Here is a 19949-nt window from a genome sequence, read left to right as displayed (position 1 = left end):
TTAATGGCTTATTTAGATAACGGTAATCAAATCTTTAAAGATGCTCGTAAAAACCATTATGCAATTGGTGCATATAACACTAACAATTTGGAATGGACACGTGCAATTTTGCGTGCAGCTGAAGAAACTAGAACTCCAGTTTTAATTCAAGTTTCAACTGGTGCTGCTAAGTACATGGGTGGCTACAAGATCGTTAAGGATATTGTTGAAGACACAATGGACTCAATGAACATTTCAGTTCCAGTAGTTTTGAATTTGGACCACGGTGACTTTGAATCAGCTAAGGAATGTATTGCACTTGGCTATTCTTCAGTAATGTTTGATGGTCATGCATTGCCAACTGACGAAAACCTGGCTAAGACTAAGGAAATTGTTAAGTTAGCACATGAACGTGGAATTTCTGTTGAGGCTGAAATTGGTAAAATTGGTGAGAACCAAGGTGCTGATGGTGGTGAATTAGCATCAGTTGAAGATGCTAAATTGTTCGTTGCTGCTGGTGTTGACAAGCTTGCTTGTGGTATTGGTAACATTCACGGTGTTTATCCAGAAGGCTGGAAGGGCTTGAACTTTGATCGTCTGAAGGAAATTGCTGATGCAGTTTCAGTGCCATTAGTTTTGCATGGTGGTTCAGGTATTCCAGAAGACCAAGTTAAGAAGGCTATTTCTCTTGGAATTTCTAAGGTTAACATTAACACTGAATTCCAATTGGCCTTCCAAGGTGCTACTCGTAAGTACTTCGAAGCTCACAAGGATGAAGATAAGGGCAACAAGGGTTATGACCCACGTAAATTGCTTTTGCCAGGTACTGAAGCTATTACCGATGCCATGAAAGAAATGATTGGCTGGTTAGGTACTCCTTCAATTGATGAAGAACTTAAGAATGCTGCTTTTGATAGAAGCTCATTGAACGAAGAATAATTTAGCTTGATAATTAATAGCAGTTCTATTTGACTAATGAAATTATTCAAGGCAATTTGCCTCTTAAATCCTAAAGCTGATTACTTTAGGTAGTTTTAAAGCCTCCGTGTTAGTTCACGGGGGCTTTTTAGCACTTTAAAAGTTGTCGTCAAACTTTTTTGGGGGGAATAAATTTAGTTTCTAATAATTGCTTCAATTCTTATGATCTTGTTGACTCTAACCTTGCGTCAACCTTTATAGTTATGAATAGGAGGTATAGATATTGATTACTAGCAAAAAAATTCAAGAATTAACTGGCTTATCTGCACGAACTTTGCGTTATTATGAGCAACTTGGTTTGATTAAGCCCGAGCGTGATTCTACATCAAATTATCGTCAATATCAGGAAAATGATGTAACGACTTTGCAACAAATACTTATCTTTAAAAAGATGAACTTCAGACTGAGTGTCATTAAAGATATTTTACAAAATCCAGAATTTGATCTTGATGAAGCTCTAAAGATGTCTATGAGGCAGCTCGAGAAAAATTTGCTAAACTATCTGAAAATTCATACCGTGAGTTAGTTAATAATGAAACAAAGTTAATTCAAAATTTGCATACTATGTTACTTAATCCTGAAAAAGAAGTGGACCTAAAAGCAAGTATTTTTGCGGAACACCAGGCATGGCTTAAACAATTATTGCCGCAGTATACGACTAAAATTCACTCTGGGATTATCCAACTCTACCAATGTGATAGTCGTTTTAGTGCGTATTATGATAAGCAAGCTGGTTCAGGTGCAACTGACTTGTTAGTAAAAATTTGTCAATCGTTTCTGGCATAAAGCAGTCTCCTTTTCTCAAATGGAAGAGGAGACTTTTGTATATCTTAAAATTTAATCTTTTTCTGTGGTAACTTAACTTGAACTTTATCAAAGGAAAAAGGCTTGTTAAACGACATTTGGTAGGCAGTTAAATGTAAAAATTCGTCTGACTCACATACGGGATTGTAAAGAGGATCGCCAACAATCGGGCAGCCAATGGCAGCTAAGTGGACACGGATTTGGTGTGTGCGGCCGGTTTCAAGTCGTAATTTAATTAGTGCCGTGTCCGTAAATTTATTTAAAACTTGATAGTGGGTGACTGATGTTAATCCATCTTCACGAAACATTCTTTTACGTTGGTCATCAGGGTCTTGACCAATTGGCAGAGAAATTGTCCCATTTGGCAATAAATTCTCTGCGTGATTAACGACTGCAAGGTATTCACGATGAAAAATTTTGGTGGTTAATTCGCGATTAAGAATTGGGACAACAGCCGGATTTTTAGCGACTAGCAGCAAGCCACTAGTTAACATATCTAAGCGGTGGACAACAAACGGACTAAAGCCTAAGTAAGTAGCACAGTCGTTTAATGCAGTATCAGCTTCAGCTAAATTAGGATGTGTCTTTTGCCCAGCTGGTTTATTGATTATTAATATGTCTTGGTCTTCATAAATGATGTCGGGCAAGTTGCCACTGGCTGGATAAGTACCTTGTTGAGAATCAACGCAATCCAATTCCAATTCAATTTTGTCATTGGGATAGACTAATTGGTTAAAGTAACGATAACTGCCATTAATGTGGATTTTTTGCCCAATGCGTAAGAAATGACGCCATTTGCGTGGGATTAAAAGTTGACGTAACAAGTCGCTGACAGAACATGGTTTGAGATTTTTAGGATAATTAAGTGTAAAATAATAGCTCATAAATATTTATTAAGTCTTTTTGTAAGAAAAACTAATCCTCTTTGAATATGATACAATTTTAGATGTTTTTAAAAGGAGCAGATTAAATGGACAATAATGAACCAAAGAAAAACGGCTTAAGCAGTGCGTGGCACCGCTTCGATAACCGCTTTTATATCGGTCGCTGGATCATCTTGATCGCGCTTACTATGATCCTTTTGGTTTGTACGTATTATACCGTTAAAGTAAAAACATCAAATATTTCTAATTTAAAGGCCTCTTTGTCAACAACGACTGCCATTTACGATTACAAAGGACAAAAAGCTGGTTCGCTTTATTCACAAAAAGGTTCTTTTGTTGAATATAATAAAATTTCACCAAATGTCAAGAATGCAGTTATTTCAACAGAAGACCGGACATTTTGGACTAATCCCGGTTTTAGTGTAAAAGGAATGGCGCGTGCTGCTCTTGGGTTAGTTATCCATCGAGGTCAAATTTCTGGTGGGGGTTCCACGATTACACAGCAACTTGCCAAGAACTCATTATTGACGCAACGGCAGACTTTTTCGCGTAAATTAGAAGAATTATTTTTTGCAATAGAAATTACCCACGTTTATTCTAAAAAAGATATTTTGACCATGTATTTAAATAATGCTTACTTTGGCAATGGCGTTTGGGGTGTGCAAGATGCCAGCAAAAAATATTTTGGTAAAAATGCGAGTCAATTGACGGTTGGTGAGGGTGCAACTTTAGCTGGAATTTTGCGAAATCCAAGTAAGTATAATCCGATTGATCACATGTCATATGCGCTCTCACGACGTAATTTAATTTTAAGCTTAATGGTAGCAAATAAAAAGTTATCTGCCAAACAGGCCCAACAAGTGCAGCAGCAAGGCTTGATGCTGAATGATACTTATCACAATCAAAATGGTTATCGTTATCCTTATTTCTTTGATGCAGTAGTTGATGAAGCAATTAACCGCTATGGTTTAAGAGAAGAAGATGTGATGAATAAAGGCCTGAAGATTTATACTAGTTTGAATCAAAATTATCAACAACAGCTGCAGGACAAGTTCAACCAAGATTGGCTCTTTCCGCAAAATGCTGCTGATGGAACTAAGACTCAAGGTGCAAGTGTAGTGATGGATCCGACAAACGGAGCAGTACGGGCAGTAATTGGTGGTCGCGGACAACATGTCTTTCGTGGCTATAATCGAGCTACGCAGATGAAGCGTCAGCCGGGGTCGTCGATTAAGCCGCTTGTCACTTACGCGCCGGCTTTGCAAGAGGGCTATCATTATGATTCAGAATTGTCTAATAAACTGCAGCGCTTTGGAAAAAATGGTTACGAGCCACACAATGTTGATAATGGCTATTCAAATAAAATTCCGATGTATTCCGCTTTGGCTCAAAGTAAAAATGTTCCGGCAGTCTGGCTCTTAGATAGAATTGGCGTTGCTAAGGGCGTGCAGTCAGCTAGCAATTTTGGCTTGAAGGTACCTAAGGAAGATCAAAATCTTGCATTGGCTTTAGGGGGATTATCAAGTGGGGTTTCACCTTTACAAATGGCACGGGCTTATTCTGCTTTTGCTAATGAGGGCAATTTGCCTAATAATTCTTATTTTATTACTAAAATTACGGATGCTAGCGGTAATGTCTTGGCTGAAAATAGTAACCCAGGCACGCACCGAATAATTTCTGCGAATACGGCAAAAGAAATGACAACTATGCTTTTGGGCGTTTTCACTAATGGGACAGGAGTTTCAGCGCAGCCGAATGGTTATCGGGTTGCTGGTAAGACTGGCTCAACTGAAGTACCAAATTCGTATGGTTTTGGTACCAAGGACCAATGGATTGTTGGCTATACGCCAGATGTTGTAATGGCAACGTGGGTTGGCTTTGACCGTACTAACCAAGAACATTACATGCATGGCGTTTCAGAAACTGGTATTACGCGGCTATATAAGGCAGAAATGGAAGGTATTTTGCCGTATACTGCCCAAAATCAATTCACGGAAAAAGCACCTAACCAGATTATTAAGCACAATGGCGCTGCCACTGATTGGACAGCTGGCATTGGTGATAAAATTGAAAAAGGTTTAGGATCTGCGGGAGAAAAGTTCAATGAATGGTATAATGATATTAAAGGCCTAATTGGCCATTAATCTAGGAGGATTTCTTATGGTAAACATCTACGACTCAGCTAATCAATTAGCTTCCGATATGCAAAAAACTGACGAATACAAGGCTTTACAAGCAGCTATTACTGAAGTTAAAAATAATGCAGCCAGTGCAGCCATTTTTAAAGAAATGGATAAAATGCAGAGCCAGATTATGCAAGCTCAGGCGCAAGGCAAGGATATTGCCAAGGACATTCAGGATCAATATAAAGAGTTGAACGAAAAAGTTCAAAAAGATCCTCAGATTGTTAAACTTTTGCAAGCTGAACAAGGACTTTACAAAATAATTGATGACGTACAAAAAGCAATTACCAAACCAATTAATGATCTCTATGATGGTCTTAGAAACTAAAAATAACAATGAAATTTATCCATTTTGCGGATGCGCATTTAGATAGTCCATTTTTGGGACTATCTTTTTTGCCATCTAACCAATTTTATCGAATTCAACAAGCACCTAACCAATCACTGACAAAAATTGTTGACTTAGCATTGCAAGAGCAAGTTGATTTGGTTTTGATTGCTGGTGATACATTTGACAGTTCGCGGCCTACTCCGAGCAGTCAATTGTTTTTTGCTCGTCAAATTAAGCGCTTAACCGCAGCGGAAATTCAGGTTGTGATGATTTTTGGTAATCATGACCATATGCAGGCAACTGACTTACTAGTACCTGAGAGCCCGTACTTCAAGTTGCTGGGGGCTGGCGAACAAGTTGAAACAGCAACTTTTAAGACTGCAGCGGGCTTTGTTTACACTGTTAATGGTTTTTCTTATCTTAATAATCATATTACAACTGATTTGGCAGCTCAATTACCGACTAAAAGCAGTAATTATACTTTTGGCTTAATGCATGCCCAAGAGAAGGCAAGCAGCAATCAGAATGTTTATGCACCATTTACTTTAAGTGAACTGAAAGATTTACATTATGATTATTTTGCCTTGGGTCATATTCATTTACGACAAATCTTGTCTGAAGACCCGCTAATAGTTTATCCAGGTAATATTCAAGGACGGCATATTAATGAACGTGATGCTAAAGGCTGTTATTTGGGTGAAATTAATGAGCAGACTAAGCAGACGACAATTAAGTTCGTTCCCACCAGTCCGATTAAGTGGGCTAAGGCTCAAGTTAAGCTGACTGAAGAAATCAGTCAAAATGACCTGCGTGAGCAAATTTTGGCTAGTATGAAACCGCAAGAGCCAACGTATTATAGCTTGGAAATTGTTGGTGCAGAATTTTTGAATGAGCAGGAGCAGGAGCTGCTTAAAGATAGTTCATTTTGGCAGGCACTTTCAGAACAGTTGACTGACTCACAGCTAGTTGATGTTCGCTTTGCAACTAATAGTCGGCTGCAAATTGCCGCCAGCGATCAAGTTTACTTTTCTCAGGCAGCTGCAGAAATTTTTACAGCTGATAAATTTCGCGCTTTGAGTAAAAGTTGGGCTAAAAAAGATGACCTAGCAACTGAATTAGCGCAAGAGCCACAGTTTTTGCAGGAAATAAAAGAATTAGCCGCGGTCAATTTAAATAATAAGCTAAAGGGGCTTAGTGATGAAACTGATTAAAATCAAAATTGTTAATTTTGGCCAATTTTCAAATGTAACTTTTACTTTGCCTAATTCTGATTTAAATGTCTTTTTTGGGGCTAATGAAGCTGGTAAAAGTACGGTTGTTGCCTTTATTAAGCAAGTACTGTTTGGCTTTTATCTTCAAAAACGTGCAACGGATTTTTTTGAAGATTACGCGCCGCTGGCACGAGTTAGTCCGATGGGTGGGTCGCTATTTTTTGAAAACGATCAGGGTGAACAGTATGAACTTGAGCGCCTCTATGCTAAAGGCAAGGGGTCGAAGCTCGGGACTCTGACAGTAAAATGCAATAATCAAGTTGTTCCTGCTAGCATCTTTTTTGATCAAATTAAAAATATCACGGGTGATTTTTATGCCGATAGTTTTATTTTTAATCAGGATATGCTTGCTAAGGTTATTAAGATTAAGCAAACAGATTTGCTTGAGAGGATTTACTATTTAGGGGCCGCTAATAGCGACCAATTAATTGCCATGCGGGATGATTTTAATAAAAAAGCTGATACTTTATTTAAGAGTCGAGGAACAGTACCACCGGTAAATCAATTATTAACTCAGCTGAAGCAGCAAAAAGGTAAGTTAGCAGCCGCCGAAATGGAATTTTCAGATTATAAGGTGCTTAATGAGACATATACCGAAAAGCAGCACCAGCAAGCTGACAGCGAACGAAATTTGCAACAGCTGCAAACTGAACTTGGCGAACTCGAGCGTTTACAAAAGCTTGTGCCTAGTTATCAAAAGCTACAATCATTAAAAGCACAAATTAAAGAAGTCAAGTTTGACCAACAGCAATATCAGACAGCACAAAAGTTAAATTTACAAAAGCAGAGTTTGCAGCAAGCGATAGATTCATTAAAAAAGCGGCTTGAACAAATTACTGAAAAACCAGTCGATTTTGCAGCTGCGACTAAGATTAGTCAAAAAAAGCCAGAGTTATTGCAGTGGCGGTCTGAATATCATCATTGTCAACAGCAGGAAGAACAAATTACGACAGATGAACAGCAATTACTTGCTCTGAATCCTAAGTTAGCGCAGATTGCCAAGTTGGGCCAAACAGAAGTCATTCAACTGCAAGAAGAATACCAAAAGCTGCCTGAGGATAAGTTAGAAACGCCTACTGCTACCAACAGCTCAACTAGTAAATTATTATTAATGGCTGGTGTCGGAATACTAGTTGCTGGCTTGATTTTATTGCTGACAGTCAGCAAGGTTGGTGGCGTAGTACTAATTATTTGCGGTTTAATTGGTGTTTTTGCTGTTTTAAGTCGGCAAAAACAGGAAAAAGTACAGCAAATTGCGGTACAAAAACAAAAAGCAGCAGTTAAGCAGCAACGGGCACAATTTGCTCATCAGTATGGGCTTGATCCTGATAAGCTAGACTTACCAACTCTGATAAATCAGTGGCGGCAATTGCAATCGTGCCAGCAAAAACGGCAGACTAATCAAGAGCAAGAAGCTACTTTATTGGAAAAAGTAGAGAATTTGGCCGGTCAAGTTAGTCAGTTACTGCAACGACATGTTACGTCAGATTTTGCAGCTGTGTTGGCAGCACTTGATTCATTAACGGAAGTAATTACTAAGGTGCAGCAAAGTCAAGAAGCCAAGCAGAATTTACAAGCTAATTTAACAGCTAAGCAGACAAATTTGCACGAAATTGACTTGCAGCTGACAGCAAAATTTGCTGTAGCGGGTGTGACCACAATGTCAGATTATGAAAAGCGGCAGCTCAAGGCACAACAGCAAGCCCAGCTTAAAGCTCAAGCAGCAGCTTTAAGTGCTAATTTAACACAAGACTTACCGCAATTAACAACTCTGTTGCAAGATCAAAAACAAGTCGGGTTCCGCAAGCAAAAACTGCAACAAAAAATTAGTGACTTGCAAAGAGAACTACAGCAATTACAGAGTGCAATTGCGGAAATTAAGGTTAAGATGAAAAACTTGGCTAATTCCACAGCCGTTTTTGCTGCTAAACAGGAATTGGCTAATACGCAAACTGAATTTCGCAAGCAAAGTGTTCAATATTTTGCGAACTTACTTACTGCGCAATGGTTAAGTCGCACGCTAGATTTGGCTTCTAATGAACGTTTTCCTAAAATGGTTAGTGCTGCACAAAATTATTTGCAGCTGCTGACAAACAATCGGTATAATAAGATTAACATTGATAAATCCTTGTCTGTTATTCGCGATGATGGTAAGAAAATTAAAGTTGAGTACTTATCGCGCGGAACGCAAGAGCAGCTTTACTTTGCATTAAAGCTGGCTTTTGTGCAACAAATTAAGGATCAGATTAATCTGCCGTTGTTAATTGATGATTCCTTTGTGAATTTTGATGATCAAAGGACAGAGCAGATTGAGCAGTTATTACGGCAAATCGCACAAGGCAATCAAGTCTTGATTTTTACGGCTCAAACGAAGTTGGTTGACCAATTGAAGTTGCAACCGCTGACTTTTACGAAAGGAACCGAAAATGTTTAAACGCTTACGGGATTATAATGATGGTGAAGAACTAGAGTTAGTTGTTTTAATTAAAAATTCACAACTACGTCACACCAAGAAGGGTAAGTTGTATTTAGCAATGTCCTTTGGTGACAGTTCAGGTGAGATTCGCGGTAACTTTTGGGATGCGAATAATCAAGATGCTGCGACTTTTAGTGCGGGAACGATTGTTGAGTTAAATGGTAAACGTGAAGAATATCAGGGTCAGCCGCAAATTAAAATTTATAGTTTACGTGTTGTCGGTCCTGAAGAAGGTTATGATCTTAAACAATTCATTAAGTCGGCACCGGAAAAAATTGCGGATATGAAGGAAGAAATTAACCAGTGTGTTTTTGAAATACTGAATCCAACATGGAATCGCATTGTCCGTTACTTGTTAAAGAAGTGGGATGAACGCTTCTTTGATTATCCAGCTGGTAAAAGCAATCACCACGCAGTTCGGGGCGGGTTAGCATATCACACTGTTTCGATGTTGCGTGATGCTAAGGGAATAGCTGATAATTATCCGCAAGTTAACCGCTCACTCTTGTATGCAGGTTGTATTCTGCATGATATGGGTAAGGTACTCGAACTAACGGGGCCAGCTGCTACTCAGTATACTACTGAGGGAAATTTAATTGGGCATTTGGTTTTAATTGATGAACAAATTATGATGGCCGCTCAGGAGATGAAAATTGATCCTGAGTCAGAAGACTTGCTTTTGTTGCGACATATGGTTTTATCACATCATGGTAAGTTTGAATATGGTTCACCGAAATTACCAGCTTTGCTTGAAGCAGAATTGCTGCACAGAATTGATGATATGGATGCAGCAGTTTATGCGATTACTAATGCGCTGCAACACACACGACCGGGTAGCTTTACTGACAATATTATGAGTCAGGGTGGTCGCCGTTTTTATCGGCCGAAGGTTGATGAGCCACTAGATAAGTCACATAAATTAGAATAAAAAAACTAAAAAGAAGACAGTTTCAGCTGCCTTCTTTTATTATGCAATTATCATATAATTATAGCTGAGTGCCAAAAATACTATTAAAAAATTTAACCAAATGTATACAGCGATTGTTTTTTTGTTAATATATAATTTGTAAGCGATTATAACTTATAATTTATTGATTGAGGAGAAGTAAATGAAAAACAATAAAAAGTTACTTACGATGCTTTCTGCAGCAATGTTAATGACTGCACCAGCAGCATTAATATCTAATAGCAATCAAGCTCACGCAGCACAAACTACTGACCAACAAGCTGATACTAATCAAGGGATGTTGACATTAAACCATAACACTCGTGTTTATAATAAGAATGGGCAGAAGTTATATTCTTATCAGAGAAATAATGGCTTGCTTAAAAAGAGTGCTACGGTTAAATACGCTAAAAGCACGCAGGCAATAACTGATCCAAGTACAGTTAGGTATTCGTTCCATGATGATGATTGGAATTGGTTCTATTTACCATATAAAACAATTAAGGGCCAAGAATATTACAGTATTGGACATGGCGGTTATATTAAAGCTGTGAATGTTCAGCAAATAAATGGAAAGTATTTGTATACTAATAAAGCTAGTTTGAAGATAGATAAATCTTATTCAAATGGTGTCCAAGTAATGGATAGTAAAGGCAAATCGAAAAATAAAAAGCTTAATCCAGGACAAAAAGTAATGTTTGACCGGTCAGCATCTAATATTGATTTTTATGGTAATAATACTGATGGTAATGGTGATAGTAAAAATTATCGTATTGCTGGTTCAGATGAATTTGTCAGTATGGATTCCGATGTTTTACGTCAACAATTATTGCCATATAGCAATTATATGAATGTATATTTAACCAAAGATACGAATGTTTATACTGATAATGGTGAACAGTATGTTCCTACAGCTAATAAAAATGAGATTTTATTAGGAGTTAATAAAAATAGTTCGGTTGAGTCAACTAGAGAACCAGAAGTATTACCTAAAGGAAGGATTGAGAGTGTAATTAAGGAAGTTAATATTAAGCTTCCAAATGAGAATAAAGCTGAATTGTTTTATCAATTGCAATCTACTAATGATTCAGTAGCTAAATTTGTTAAAGCTGCAGACGTTAAATATGCGTATGGTCAACATTTACAAGTCACGGATCTTGCAACTAAGTAAATGGTAGCAAGTCAAATGTTAATTTAAGAATATAAAAAAAGGCTAGCTTTGCTAAATATGGTAAAGCTAGTCTTTAATTTTCAAAATAAATCTAATTATTTTTGTGAACTTGAGTTAGAAACGTATGATGCTAAAACGTTCTTCAAATCATTGTCCTTGATTGATACATCAGCCTTCTTCAAAACAGTCGCAATTACACTGCGCATTGTTTCTTGGTCTTGTGACATTGATTGGTAAATTTGATCATCAATTTCCTTCTTATGTGAAGCAAATGAACCTTTAGCTGGGTGATTAATCATCTTAATAACGTGATAACCTGATTGTGATTTAACTGGACTCTTAGTTGTTTCACCAGACTTTAATTTGAAGGCAGCAGCCTTGAAAGCTGGGTCTAAGCTTGAGTCAGTTGAATCAAATGCTGGTAATTTGCCGGCATTTGATTTGGTTGCAGTATCAAGTGAATACTTCTTAGCCAATGTTTTAAAGCTCTTACCATTCTTTAACTGGTTGATGATGTCTTCAGCTTGCGACTTTTTAGCTACCAAAATATGTTGAACTGTAACTTTAGGTTGGTATGACTTCCAAACCTTGTCTTCTTGACTCTTAGAAACCTTCTTGATGTCTTTTAAGGCAGCTTCTGAAAGTAAAGTGGTCTTCAAGTTATCCTTGAAGCTGGCTTCAGTCATTCCTTGTTGTTGCAAAACAGCACTGAATTGAGAACCATATTGCTTCTTATAATTATTGAATTGCTTGTCAATCTTACTCTTAGAAATCTTATTACCATATTGTTGATCCAAAACATGGTTAATAATCATGTTTGCCAAAGTGGTTTGACCAGCTTGAGATTTTTTCATCTCAGTGTAGTAATCATTTTGGGTAATTTTACCACCTTTATAAGAGGCAACAGTCTTACCACCATTTGAACAAGCAGTGGTTGATAATGCAATACCGGCTACAGCAACAACTGCAGCTACTTTTTTCATATATTTTTTCATAAAATAGATTCTCCACATCCTTAATAAAATTAAGTTATCGACAACTAATATAACATAAATTAGCTGGCAGCGTTTTTAATTTTTAGCTTTTTAGCAAAAATTCTACCATTCTTTACTAATTTTTAGCATTAATTTTTGAGATCGTGATTAATTGCTTTTTCGGCATCTTTTAAATTTTCGATCAAGCTAGGCATTTTCTTCTGATAATATTTAATTTCATCTTGTAAAGCACCAATTGTTTTTTGTGCTTGGGGCAAAGCTTGAGTAAGTTCTTGCTTAGCTTGTTTGAAGTCGTTAGCCGCGTTAAGCAGGCTATTGGCATCTTCTTTAGCGCCATTAAATTCGCGCTTAATGGGTTTGCCAATGCGATCACCGGACTTGGTCTTAAACATGGATAAGACGATACCCAAAGCAGCTCCAGTCATTAAACCTAAACTAAAATGCTTCATAATTACTCCTTAAAATTGTGCCTTAATTGCATCAGCGATTTTTTGGTAATCTTCTTCCTTGTACTTATCTGCATTGTTGCGAGTTGCTAGCTTAAGTCCATCACCTGCAAAGCGCGGGACAAAGTGAATGTGTGAGTGCATTACTACTTGATTGGCGCTGGCACCATTATTAGTGTTAATGTTCATACCAGTAATTTTGGGGTCGAACTTTTTAACAGCATTGGCAATTACAGGAATATATTGCAAAAATCTTCTGGCATCCTCAGACGTATAATCAAAAAAGTTAGTAATGTGCTTTTTGGGTACCATTAAAGTATGACCAGGATTGACTTGTGATAGGTCAAGAAAAGCTTTAACATCATCATTTTCAAATACCGTATAACTGGGCACTTCGCCGCGAATAATTTTACAAAATAAACAATCTTTGTCTAATTCATCCATTTTAAAAACCTCTAATTCAAACTTTAGTTTCTACATAATATCATGCTATCATATAAAATAAGGAAATTCATTAAAAGAAAGACAGGAATTATGGTTCTGAAAATCGAGCACTTGACTGGTGGCTACACAGGCGTACCAGTGATTAAAGATATTAACTTAGAAATTAAACCGGGCGAAGCCTTGGGCTTAATTGGTTTAAATGGCGCGGGTAAGTCGACAACAATTAAACATATCTTGGGCTTATTACGGCCGCAACAAGGTACAATTAGCCTCAACGGTGTGGAACTTGTTAAGCAGCCAACCCAGTTTAAGCATGAAGTTGCTTATATTCCAGAAACGCCCGTTTTATATCCAGAATTAACATTGAAGGAACATTTGGAGTTGACTATGTTGGCTTATCAACAGATCCCACAGACAGTTTGGCCTAGAGCAAAAGAATTGTTAAAACTGTTTCGGCTGGATGATAAGCTTGATTGGCTGCCGATTCACTTTTCTAAAGGGATGAAGCAGAAGGTAATGATTGTCACGGCTTTCTTGGCCGATACCAGTTTGCTGGTAATTGACGAGCCGTTTACGGGACTTGATCCGTTGGCTGTTGCCAATTTGATTGCCTTGATTAAAAAAGCGCTGGCTGATAATAAAATGGTTTTGATGACCACTCATGTTTTGGCTGATGCCGAGCAGGCGATTTCTAATTATGCGGTTTTAAATAATGGTACAATTGAGGTTATTGGCAGTTTGACAGCAATCCGCGAGCATTACGGTTTAAAAGATAGTGACGCGTTTGACAAGTTGTATCAAGTTTTGAGTCAGGAGCAAAAAAATGCGTAGGTTGGCTCAAATGCGGTTGCGGCGTAATTTGCAGCAATCATTAAAATATTTATTGTTGGTCTTTAACGACTTCTTTATTTTGGCGCTGATTTTTCTCTTTGGAGCATTGATGTATTGGTATGCTCAAAGCATGAAAACAATCCCGCAAAATCTATGGCTATATAAGCCATTAATCAGTATTTTACTGTGGCTGCCGTTACTCATTGGTAATCTTGTTACCTTGTTACAGCAAGCTGACCTGCAATTTTTATTGCCTCAGGATGAGCAAATGGTTCTATATTTGAAGCCGCTCGTTAAATACAGTTTAATTGTACCCACCCTGCTCATTTTACTGATTGCTGGAATTTTATTTCCTTTTGCAAGTCTTAAGGCTGGCCTTGCTCCTAACAATTATTGGCTTTTTGTCTTAGTAGTTTGGCTAGCAAAAGTTTTACAATTAAAATTTGCTGAGCAAAATTTATATTTTGGGCCTAAAACACCGTTGTGGCTGGTTAACTTGGTCTTGTTGCTTATCTTAGTTTTGGCATTACAAAGTAATTATTTAGTTTGGCTTGTTTTAGTAATTTTGTTGTTCGGCTTAATAGCAATGTATTTTGTACTTGAGCGTAAGACTATGTTTGATTGGCGTTATGCGGTTAGTCAAGAAACCAAAAGAAAGAATCGGGTCTACACGGCATTTAGCATGTTTACCGATGTCAAAGAAAAGCAGGTCAACATTAAGCGGCGCAAGTATCTAGACTTTTTATTGCCCCGATCACTGGCCAAGGAAAATCCCAACCGCTTCTTGTATCGGCGGTCACTATTGCGTAATCCTGACAATCTTAATTTATTAGTGCGAATGACGGCATTTGCGGTGTTAATTTCATGGTTGGTGCAAAATTGGGCGTGGGCTCTGGGATTGTCATGCTTAGTGATTTTTTTGACAGCTTACCAATTATTACCGCTAGCTGATGAATTTGATGATAATATTATGTATCGGGTAGCACCAATTGTGCGCAATCAGCGGGGACGTGACTTAATCGTTGCTTTGTCTTTGCCAATGCTTTTACAATGGTTGATAATTAGTGCAGCTTGGCTAGTTTTGTTGCCAATTAACTTGCAATTATGGGAAGCAATTGGCTTATTGGTCTGCTTTAGTGTGAGTGTCGTGCAGCTGTATTTGCCTTACAAAATTAAGAAGAGGAAGATTTAATAGATGAGATTACGTAATAAGCCATGGGCTGTTGAATTAGTGAAAGATCACCCAGAAAGTGTCTTAGACCGGCCAGATCCAGAGGTAAAGATTGATTGGACCAGCCGCTTTTCTAAGCCTGAACAGCCACTGGAAATTGAGGTTGGTTCAGGTAAGGGGCATTTTATTACGACACTGGCTGAACAACATCCTGAAAGGAATTTTGTGGCGGTTGAATTACAAATTACGGCGGCAGGAATTATTTTGCGCACCAAGCTTGAAAAGCGTTTAGATAACTTGCAAATTTTATGTGCTGATGCAGCAGCGCTTGATTCCTTTTTTGCTCCTAATTCAACGAATGTGATATATCTTAACTTTAGTGATCCGTGGCCGAAAACGCGTCACGAAAAACGCCGGCTGACTTATCAGTCATTCTTGCAGCGGTATGAAAAAGTGTTAATGGCAGATGGACATCTTGAATTCAAGACGGATAATGCGGGGCTATTTGCATATTCACTCAAGAGTATGAATAATTATGGGATGCACTTTGACTTTGTATCAGTTGACCTGCACCATGAAGTAGAAGAAATTGTGGCGCAAAATGTGGAAACGGAATATGAACACAAATTTGCGGCTCAGGGTAATCCGATTTATGCTCTTCATGCCGATTTTGGGGTAAAATAATAAGTATTAATTTAACAAAAAAGAGGTTTTTAACGATGGAACAAATTAAAGAATTAACGCGAGCAAAATTAACTAAAATCACTAAAAATGGTCGGACTGTCTTGGAATTTTCAGCTGATTGGTGCCCAGATTGCCATTTTTTAGCCCCATTTATGCCAGAAATTGAGCATGATTTTTCTAGCAGTAAGTTTTACCAAATTGACCTGGATGGTTCGCTTGATTTGGCAAAAGAATTAAATATTATGGGAATTCCATCGTTTGTTGTCTACCAAGATGGTGCAGAAATTGGTAGACTAGTAAATAGGGATCGTAAGACTAAAGATGAAGTTGAGGACTTTTTACGGTCACTTGACTAGTGAAGGAGATAAATTTTAATGATTACTAGTATTAATAGACGTAGTTATCCTAACACCCTAATCGTGATTTTGAGTCAGGATCACGGTAAGAGTGAATACGTGGAAAAGGGCGACATTACCCAAATTACTGATGCTGAAGGTAATGTTACTGGTTACAACTTTTTTAACGTTGACAAGGTAATTGACTATGCTAACTTGCCAGATGGTCAAGTTAAGTTAACAGATGCTGATTTGACAGCTTTGAACCAAAAGTTAATTGCTGCTGGGTTTGATACTGAATTAGCTTACGGCAAGCCAACTCTTGTTTATGGCTTAGTTAAGACTTGTGACAAGCACCCAGATTCTGACCACTTGCATGTCACCACGATTGAAGTTGGCGATGGCGAGCAGCACCAAATTGTTTGTGGTGCACCTAATATTGCTCAGGGTCAAAAAGTGGTTGTTGCCCTGCCTGGTACGTTAATGCCTAATGGTCAACAAATTTGGCCTGGCGACTTACGTGGCGTTGCTTCATACGGTATGATTTGTTCAGCTCGTGAATTAGGCTTAGAGCATGCAGAGCAAAAGCGCGGGATTATGGTTGTGCCTGATGACTTTACAGTCGGTGCTGCTTTTGACCCAGAAGCATGCGATGCATTATTAGCCAGCGGCAAGATTAAGTTATAAGTCATCTGGAAAATTTGGATTTTACTCTATAAAGCTAAATAGTAATTAAAAAGGCTGTCACGATTGTGACAGCCTTTTTATGTGTACTTTTTAAAATTGATTATTGAATTTTGTTATTTCTTCGCGTAATGCTTGTTGGACATTGATAGCTCCCATTTCCTTTAAAACATTTAAACAATATAAAGCTTCTTTTTTATTGTTATTACAAATAGCTAGTCTGCCTTTTGCTAAAAACAGTTTGTCATAGCGAAAAGAATGCTCAATAAGTGGCAGTGCCCTATTTAAACTAGTAATTGCACTGTTGAAATCTTGCCGTTCCATATAAAGAATGGCTTGATTAAGAAGAAAACTAGATTCTAGTGACTTTAAGAATTGATAATTATTTTCAATTGTCTGAATTGCCTGTTCCGATATACAAGCCATAGTTTCTTCATCAAAAACAAAGAAAATCAAATTAATAATGCAGAGGTCTAATATTGTCCAAGTTTCAATCTTAGATAAATAATCATTCCAAACAGGCAGAATAAGCTTTTTTGCTAAGCCTAAGTTATTTGTATTAGCAGCTTTAAATCCTTTCAAAATAGGTATTAGTCTAGTAATTATTGGATTTGAAGATAATGAAGTACCCTGTTCAATTATCTTGTCAATCTTATTTGTTTCTGTGCTGTAAGCGATATTGAGAATATCATAAATTATCTTGTCATGTGCATTAAGTTGATAATTATTGCGAATATAAGAAAATTCATCTGGAGTAATTCCTAAAGTTCTGATTAATCTAACTGCTATTTCGTAAGCGGGTTCTTCAGTTGAATGTTCAATCTTAGAGATAGTTGATCTATTTAATAAATTATTATCTGCTAATTGTTGTTGAGTTATATTTCGTGAATTGCGAATTTGTTTAAGGGTTTCACCAAAGGCTTTCATAGTTTCTCTTTCTAAAAATATATAAATGTGAAATTTGGCAACAAAATAACACTTATATTTATAACCCTGATTTAATAATAATGTCAATAAAAATTATAAATTGAAGGCAGGTGAGATAAATTGAATCGAATTATAGATAATTTTATTCATGAGATGGAAGAATTAGCTCATGACAGTAACAAAAAGAAAAGTGGTATTCATGGAATAAAGGATAAGAATAGAACTTATATTTGTTATCATGATTTCAAATTTTTAAAATTATAGGCTGATGTGAGGAGGTATGTAGTTATGCTTGAATGTATTTTAGCCCTACAAAAACATGCTTTAAAGCATAAGAGACATAAAAATAAACATGTAAGATGTTCACTCTTATGTGGCAATGTAGTTCATGGACATAAGGTTTCCGATATTTTTATTGATTCGGCAGGTGATAGCAATGAGTAATAATATTTTGCAGCTACAAAAAAAGCATAAATGTCATAAGAAAAAGAAAAAAATGAAATTTCATGTTTGCGTAGATGCAGATGGTAATACATATACATCCTTAATTTGTGGTCATACATTGGAAAGTATAAAATTGCCACCTATATTGTAAATTTTGTTTTAAGTTTTAAGGGCACATCTTTAGGCTACTTTTGGATGTGCCTTTACTAGTTGAAATAGAATGAGAGTCTAGTTATGGAAAAGAAGATAACTTTATATACCTTATCGTGGGGATTTGTTTTTGGAATATTGCTTAGTGTTTGTGGGACCTTTGTTAATATTTGGGTACCATTAGTTATTAAGCAATTAGTAGATGCTAAGACCAAAATTGTTCATCATTTAAATATCAATTTGGCGTTAGTAGTTGCTGGTGCGATTATTCTAAGTGCTATTGTGAGTGCAATTAGTGAGTATCTTATCAGTGTAGCAGGTGATCGCAAGATTGCTGCTGTGAGAATGCAGGTTGAGCAGCATTTACTTACACTGCCAATGAGCTTTTTCGCTGATAAAAGAAGTGGTCAACTTTCAAGTCGAGTAATTAATGATGCTGAGGTTGTACAGGATTTTATGACTAGTAGTATTCCAACGACCATTAATAGTTTGATTACGATTGTTGGTTCATTTTTGATTCTCTTTAGTCTTGATTGGCGATTAACGTTATTTATTATTTTGTCTTTTTCATTAATTATTTTTATTGCCATTCCCATCGGAAAGATTAGTGAGAAGTTGTCAGTAATCACACAGAATAAGCTGAGTGAACTGTCAGGTCAGAGTACAGAAAATCTCTATAATATTCGTAGCATTAAGTTAAATAATGCCTATCGGCCAGTTTTAGCTAATTTTAAAGACGTTGTTAATAATCTCTTTAAGGTATCTAAGAGAACTGACAAGATTTTTTCAATTGTTGGGCCAATCCAAACCGTTTTTACTCTTGGAATCATTCTAATGATCATTATTTATGGTGGTATTCGTGTCCAGCAGCAGAGTTTGAGTATTGGAACATTGGTTTCTTTTTTAATATATCTTTTCCAGGTAATTGATCCTATTAACTCTTTAGGCAACTTTTATACGGGATATAAGCAAGCTAAAGGTGCGACTGTTAAGCTTAATAAGATTCTAAATACACATGGTGAACAGGATGTTTATACAAAGCAAATATCTCAATTACCTAGATGTGGCGATTTAGTTTTGCAAAATGTCTCTTTTTCTTATAACGATCAGGAACCAGTTTTACAAAATGTGTCACTTGAGTTTGCGGCGGGTAAGAAGACAGCAATTGTTGGCCCATCTGGTGCAGGGAAAACAACAATTATTAATCTATTGGCAAGATTGTATGAAATAGAGCATGGAAAATTACTTTTGGGTCAAGAACAGGCATCAGAATATAAGTTAAGTACTTGGCGAGATATGTTTGCTGTTGTGACGCAAGAAAATACAATTATTTCGGGAACAATTTATTTGAATTTAACCTTTGGTTTAGCCCAAAAACCAAAAGATAGTGAAATTTGGTCGGCACTTGAAAAGGCGAACTTAGCTGCTGAAATCAAAAAATTACCGCAAGGATTACAAACTATTGTTGGTGAGCAAGGCGTAGGTCTATCTGGTGGTCAGAGGCAGCGCTTGCAATTGGCACGTGCATATTTAAGAAACGCTAACTTTTTAATTTTAGATGAAGCAACATCCAACTTGGATCCTGATTCTGAAAAAATTGTCTCGGATGCTTTAAATAAAATTATGATAGGGCAAAAGACAACCTTAATTGTGATTGCACACAGACTGTCAACAATTGTCGATTCCGACAAAATTTACTTTTTGGATCAACATCATGTTATTGGCAGTGGCACGCATAAAGACTTAATGCAAAAAGTTCCTAAGTATCAGCAGTTTGTTAAGGAACAAATTTTAGCGGTTAATGAATAGAAAGTA

Annotated in this window: 19 protein-coding genes and 1 pseudogene; 15 read left to right on the top strand and 5 right to left on the bottom strand. The window is 37.0% G+C overall.

The annotated features are described in order from the left end of the window. The first annotated feature begins 3 nt into the window (after positions 1–3). The 3 genes and pseudogenes from fba to OZY43_RS05690 all read left to right on the top strand — a co-directional run. Entirely contained in the window at positions 4–918 is a 915-nt protein-coding gene (fba, locus tag OZY43_RS05700) for a class II fructose-1,6-bisphosphate aldolase (RefSeq protein ID WP_277164112.1), read from the top strand. A 262-nt stretch (positions 919–1180) separates the two neighbouring features. Further along, entirely contained in the window at positions 1181–1483 is a 303-nt protein-coding gene (locus OZY43_RS05695) for a MerR family transcriptional regulator (RefSeq protein WP_277164111.1), read from the top strand. Beyond that, a pseudogene (locus OZY43_RS05690) lies at positions 1480–1743 on the top strand (TipAS antibiotic-recognition domain-containing protein); the annotation flags it as partial. The gene OZY43_RS05695 and the pseudogene OZY43_RS05690, both read left to right, overlap by 4 nt. A gap of 44 nt (positions 1744–1787) precedes the next feature. Here the strand turns inward: OZY43_RS05690 and OZY43_RS05685 are convergent. Next, positions 1788–2645 (bottom strand): RluA family pseudouridine synthase, encoded by an 858-nt coding sequence (locus tag OZY43_RS05685; protein ID WP_277164110.1) that lies wholly within the window; start codon positions 2643–2645, stop codon positions 1788–1790. A gap of 86 nt (positions 2646–2731) precedes the next feature. Here OZY43_RS05685 and OZY43_RS05680 point away from each other — a divergent pair, with 86 nt between their 5' ends. The 6 genes from OZY43_RS05680 (at position 2732) to OZY43_RS05655 (ending at position 11023) form a co-directional block, all read left to right on the top strand. Beyond that, positions 2732–4789, top strand: coding sequence for a PBP1A family penicillin-binding protein (locus tag OZY43_RS05680; RefSeq protein WP_277164109.1), 2058 nt, complete (start codon positions 2732–2734; stop codon positions 4787–4789). Positions 4790–4805: 16 nt separating this feature from the next. Continuing rightward, a complete protein-coding gene (locus tag OZY43_RS05675; RefSeq protein WP_277164108.1) occupies positions 4806–5156 on the top strand; it encodes a YlbF family regulator in 351 nt (116 codons plus the stop codon). Positions 5157–5164: 8 nt separating this feature from the next. Continuing rightward, complete coding sequence (locus tag OZY43_RS05670; protein ID WP_277164107.1) at positions 5165–6370, top strand: DNA repair exonuclease; 1206 nt, start codon at positions 5165–5167, stop codon at positions 6368–6370. Beyond that, the gene (locus tag OZY43_RS05665; RefSeq protein ID WP_277164106.1) at positions 6357–8864 is read left to right on the top strand and encodes an AAA family ATPase; all 2508 of its coding nucleotides are present in this window, start codon (positions 6357–6359) and stop codon (positions 8862–8864) included. Before OZY43_RS05670 ends, OZY43_RS05665 begins: the two co-directional genes overlap by 14 nt. Then, entirely contained in the window at positions 8857–9834 is a 978-nt protein-coding gene (locus OZY43_RS05660) for an HD domain-containing protein (protein ID WP_277164105.1), read from the top strand. Before OZY43_RS05665 ends, OZY43_RS05660 begins: the two co-directional genes overlap by 8 nt. 181 nt (positions 9835–10015) lie before the next feature. Continuing rightward, positions 10016–11023: an SLAP domain-containing protein gene (locus OZY43_RS05655; RefSeq protein ID WP_277164104.1), complete on the top strand. Its 1008-nt coding sequence runs from the start codon at positions 10016–10018 to the stop codon at positions 11021–11023. A 95-nt stretch (positions 11024–11118) separates the two neighbouring features. On the opposite strand, the gene OZY43_RS05650 is transcribed toward OZY43_RS05655, so the two are convergent. From OZY43_RS05650 to OZY43_RS05640, 3 genes are all read right to left on the bottom strand, one after another. Continuing rightward, a complete protein-coding gene (locus OZY43_RS05650) occupies positions 11119–12018 on the bottom strand; it encodes a peptidylprolyl isomerase PrsA (RefSeq protein WP_277164103.1) in 900 nt (299 codons plus the stop codon). A 128-nt stretch (positions 12019–12146) separates the two neighbouring features. After that, a complete protein-coding gene (locus OZY43_RS05645) occupies positions 12147–12467 on the bottom strand; it encodes a hypothetical protein (RefSeq protein ID WP_277164102.1) in 321 nt (106 codons plus the stop codon). A gap of 9 nt (positions 12468–12476) precedes the next feature. Beyond that, positions 12477–12908 (bottom strand): HIT family protein, encoded by a 432-nt coding sequence (locus OZY43_RS05640; protein ID WP_277164101.1) that lies wholly within the window; start codon positions 12906–12908, stop codon positions 12477–12479. Between the two features lie 90 nt (positions 12909–12998). Here OZY43_RS05640 and OZY43_RS05635 point away from each other — a divergent pair, with 90 nt between their 5' ends. The 5 genes from OZY43_RS05635 to ytpR are packed head-to-tail and all read left to right on the top strand — an operon-like array spanning position 12999 to position 16616. Then, positions 12999–13739: an ABC transporter ATP-binding protein gene (locus OZY43_RS05635; protein WP_277164100.1), complete on the top strand. Its 741-nt coding sequence runs from the start codon at positions 12999–13001 to the stop codon at positions 13737–13739. After that, positions 13732–14931 carry an ABC transporter permease gene (locus OZY43_RS05630; protein ID WP_277164099.1) on the top strand — a complete coding sequence of 400 codons (1200 nt, stop codon included), beginning with the start codon at positions 13732–13734 and terminating at the stop codon, positions 14929–14931. Before OZY43_RS05635 ends, OZY43_RS05630 begins: the two co-directional genes overlap by 8 nt. 3 nt (positions 14932–14934) lie before the next feature. Next, a complete protein-coding gene (gene trmB / locus OZY43_RS05625; RefSeq protein WP_277164098.1) occupies positions 14935–15594 on the top strand; it encodes a tRNA (guanosine(46)-N7)-methyltransferase TrmB in 660 nt (219 codons plus the stop codon). Between the two features lie 35 nt (positions 15595–15629). Further along, entirely contained in the window at positions 15630–15950 is a 321-nt protein-coding gene (locus tag OZY43_RS05620) for a thioredoxin family protein (protein ID WP_277164097.1), read from the top strand. A gap of 18 nt (positions 15951–15968) precedes the next feature. Then, on the top strand, positions 15969–16616 hold the full coding sequence (ytpR, locus tag OZY43_RS05615) for a YtpR family tRNA-binding protein (RefSeq protein ID WP_277164096.1): 648 nt from the start codon (positions 15969–15971) through the stop codon (positions 16614–16616). Between the two features lie 90 nt (positions 16617–16706). On the opposite strand, the gene OZY43_RS05610 is transcribed toward ytpR, so the two are convergent. Beyond that, the gene (locus OZY43_RS05610; protein WP_277164095.1) at positions 16707–17540 is read right to left on the bottom strand and encodes a helix-turn-helix domain-containing protein; all 834 of its coding nucleotides are present in this window, start codon (positions 17538–17540) and stop codon (positions 16707–16709) included. Positions 17541–18218: 678 nt separating this feature from the next. On the opposite strand from OZY43_RS05610, the gene OZY43_RS05605 reads away from it, so the two are divergent. Continuing rightward, the gene (locus OZY43_RS05605; RefSeq protein WP_277164094.1) at positions 18219–19943 is read left to right on the top strand and encodes an ABC transporter ATP-binding protein; all 1725 of its coding nucleotides are present in this window, start codon (positions 18219–18221) and stop codon (positions 19941–19943) included. Positions 19944–19949: the final 6 nt, after the last annotated feature.

The organism is Lactobacillus sp. ESL0785 (assembly GCF_029395455.1).
In the GTDB taxonomy this organism is placed as follows: Bacteria; Bacillota; Bacilli; order Lactobacillales; family Lactobacillaceae; genus Lactobacillus.
Note: the sequence above shows the minus strand (reverse complement) of the source record. Positions and strands in the feature narration are given on the sequence as shown.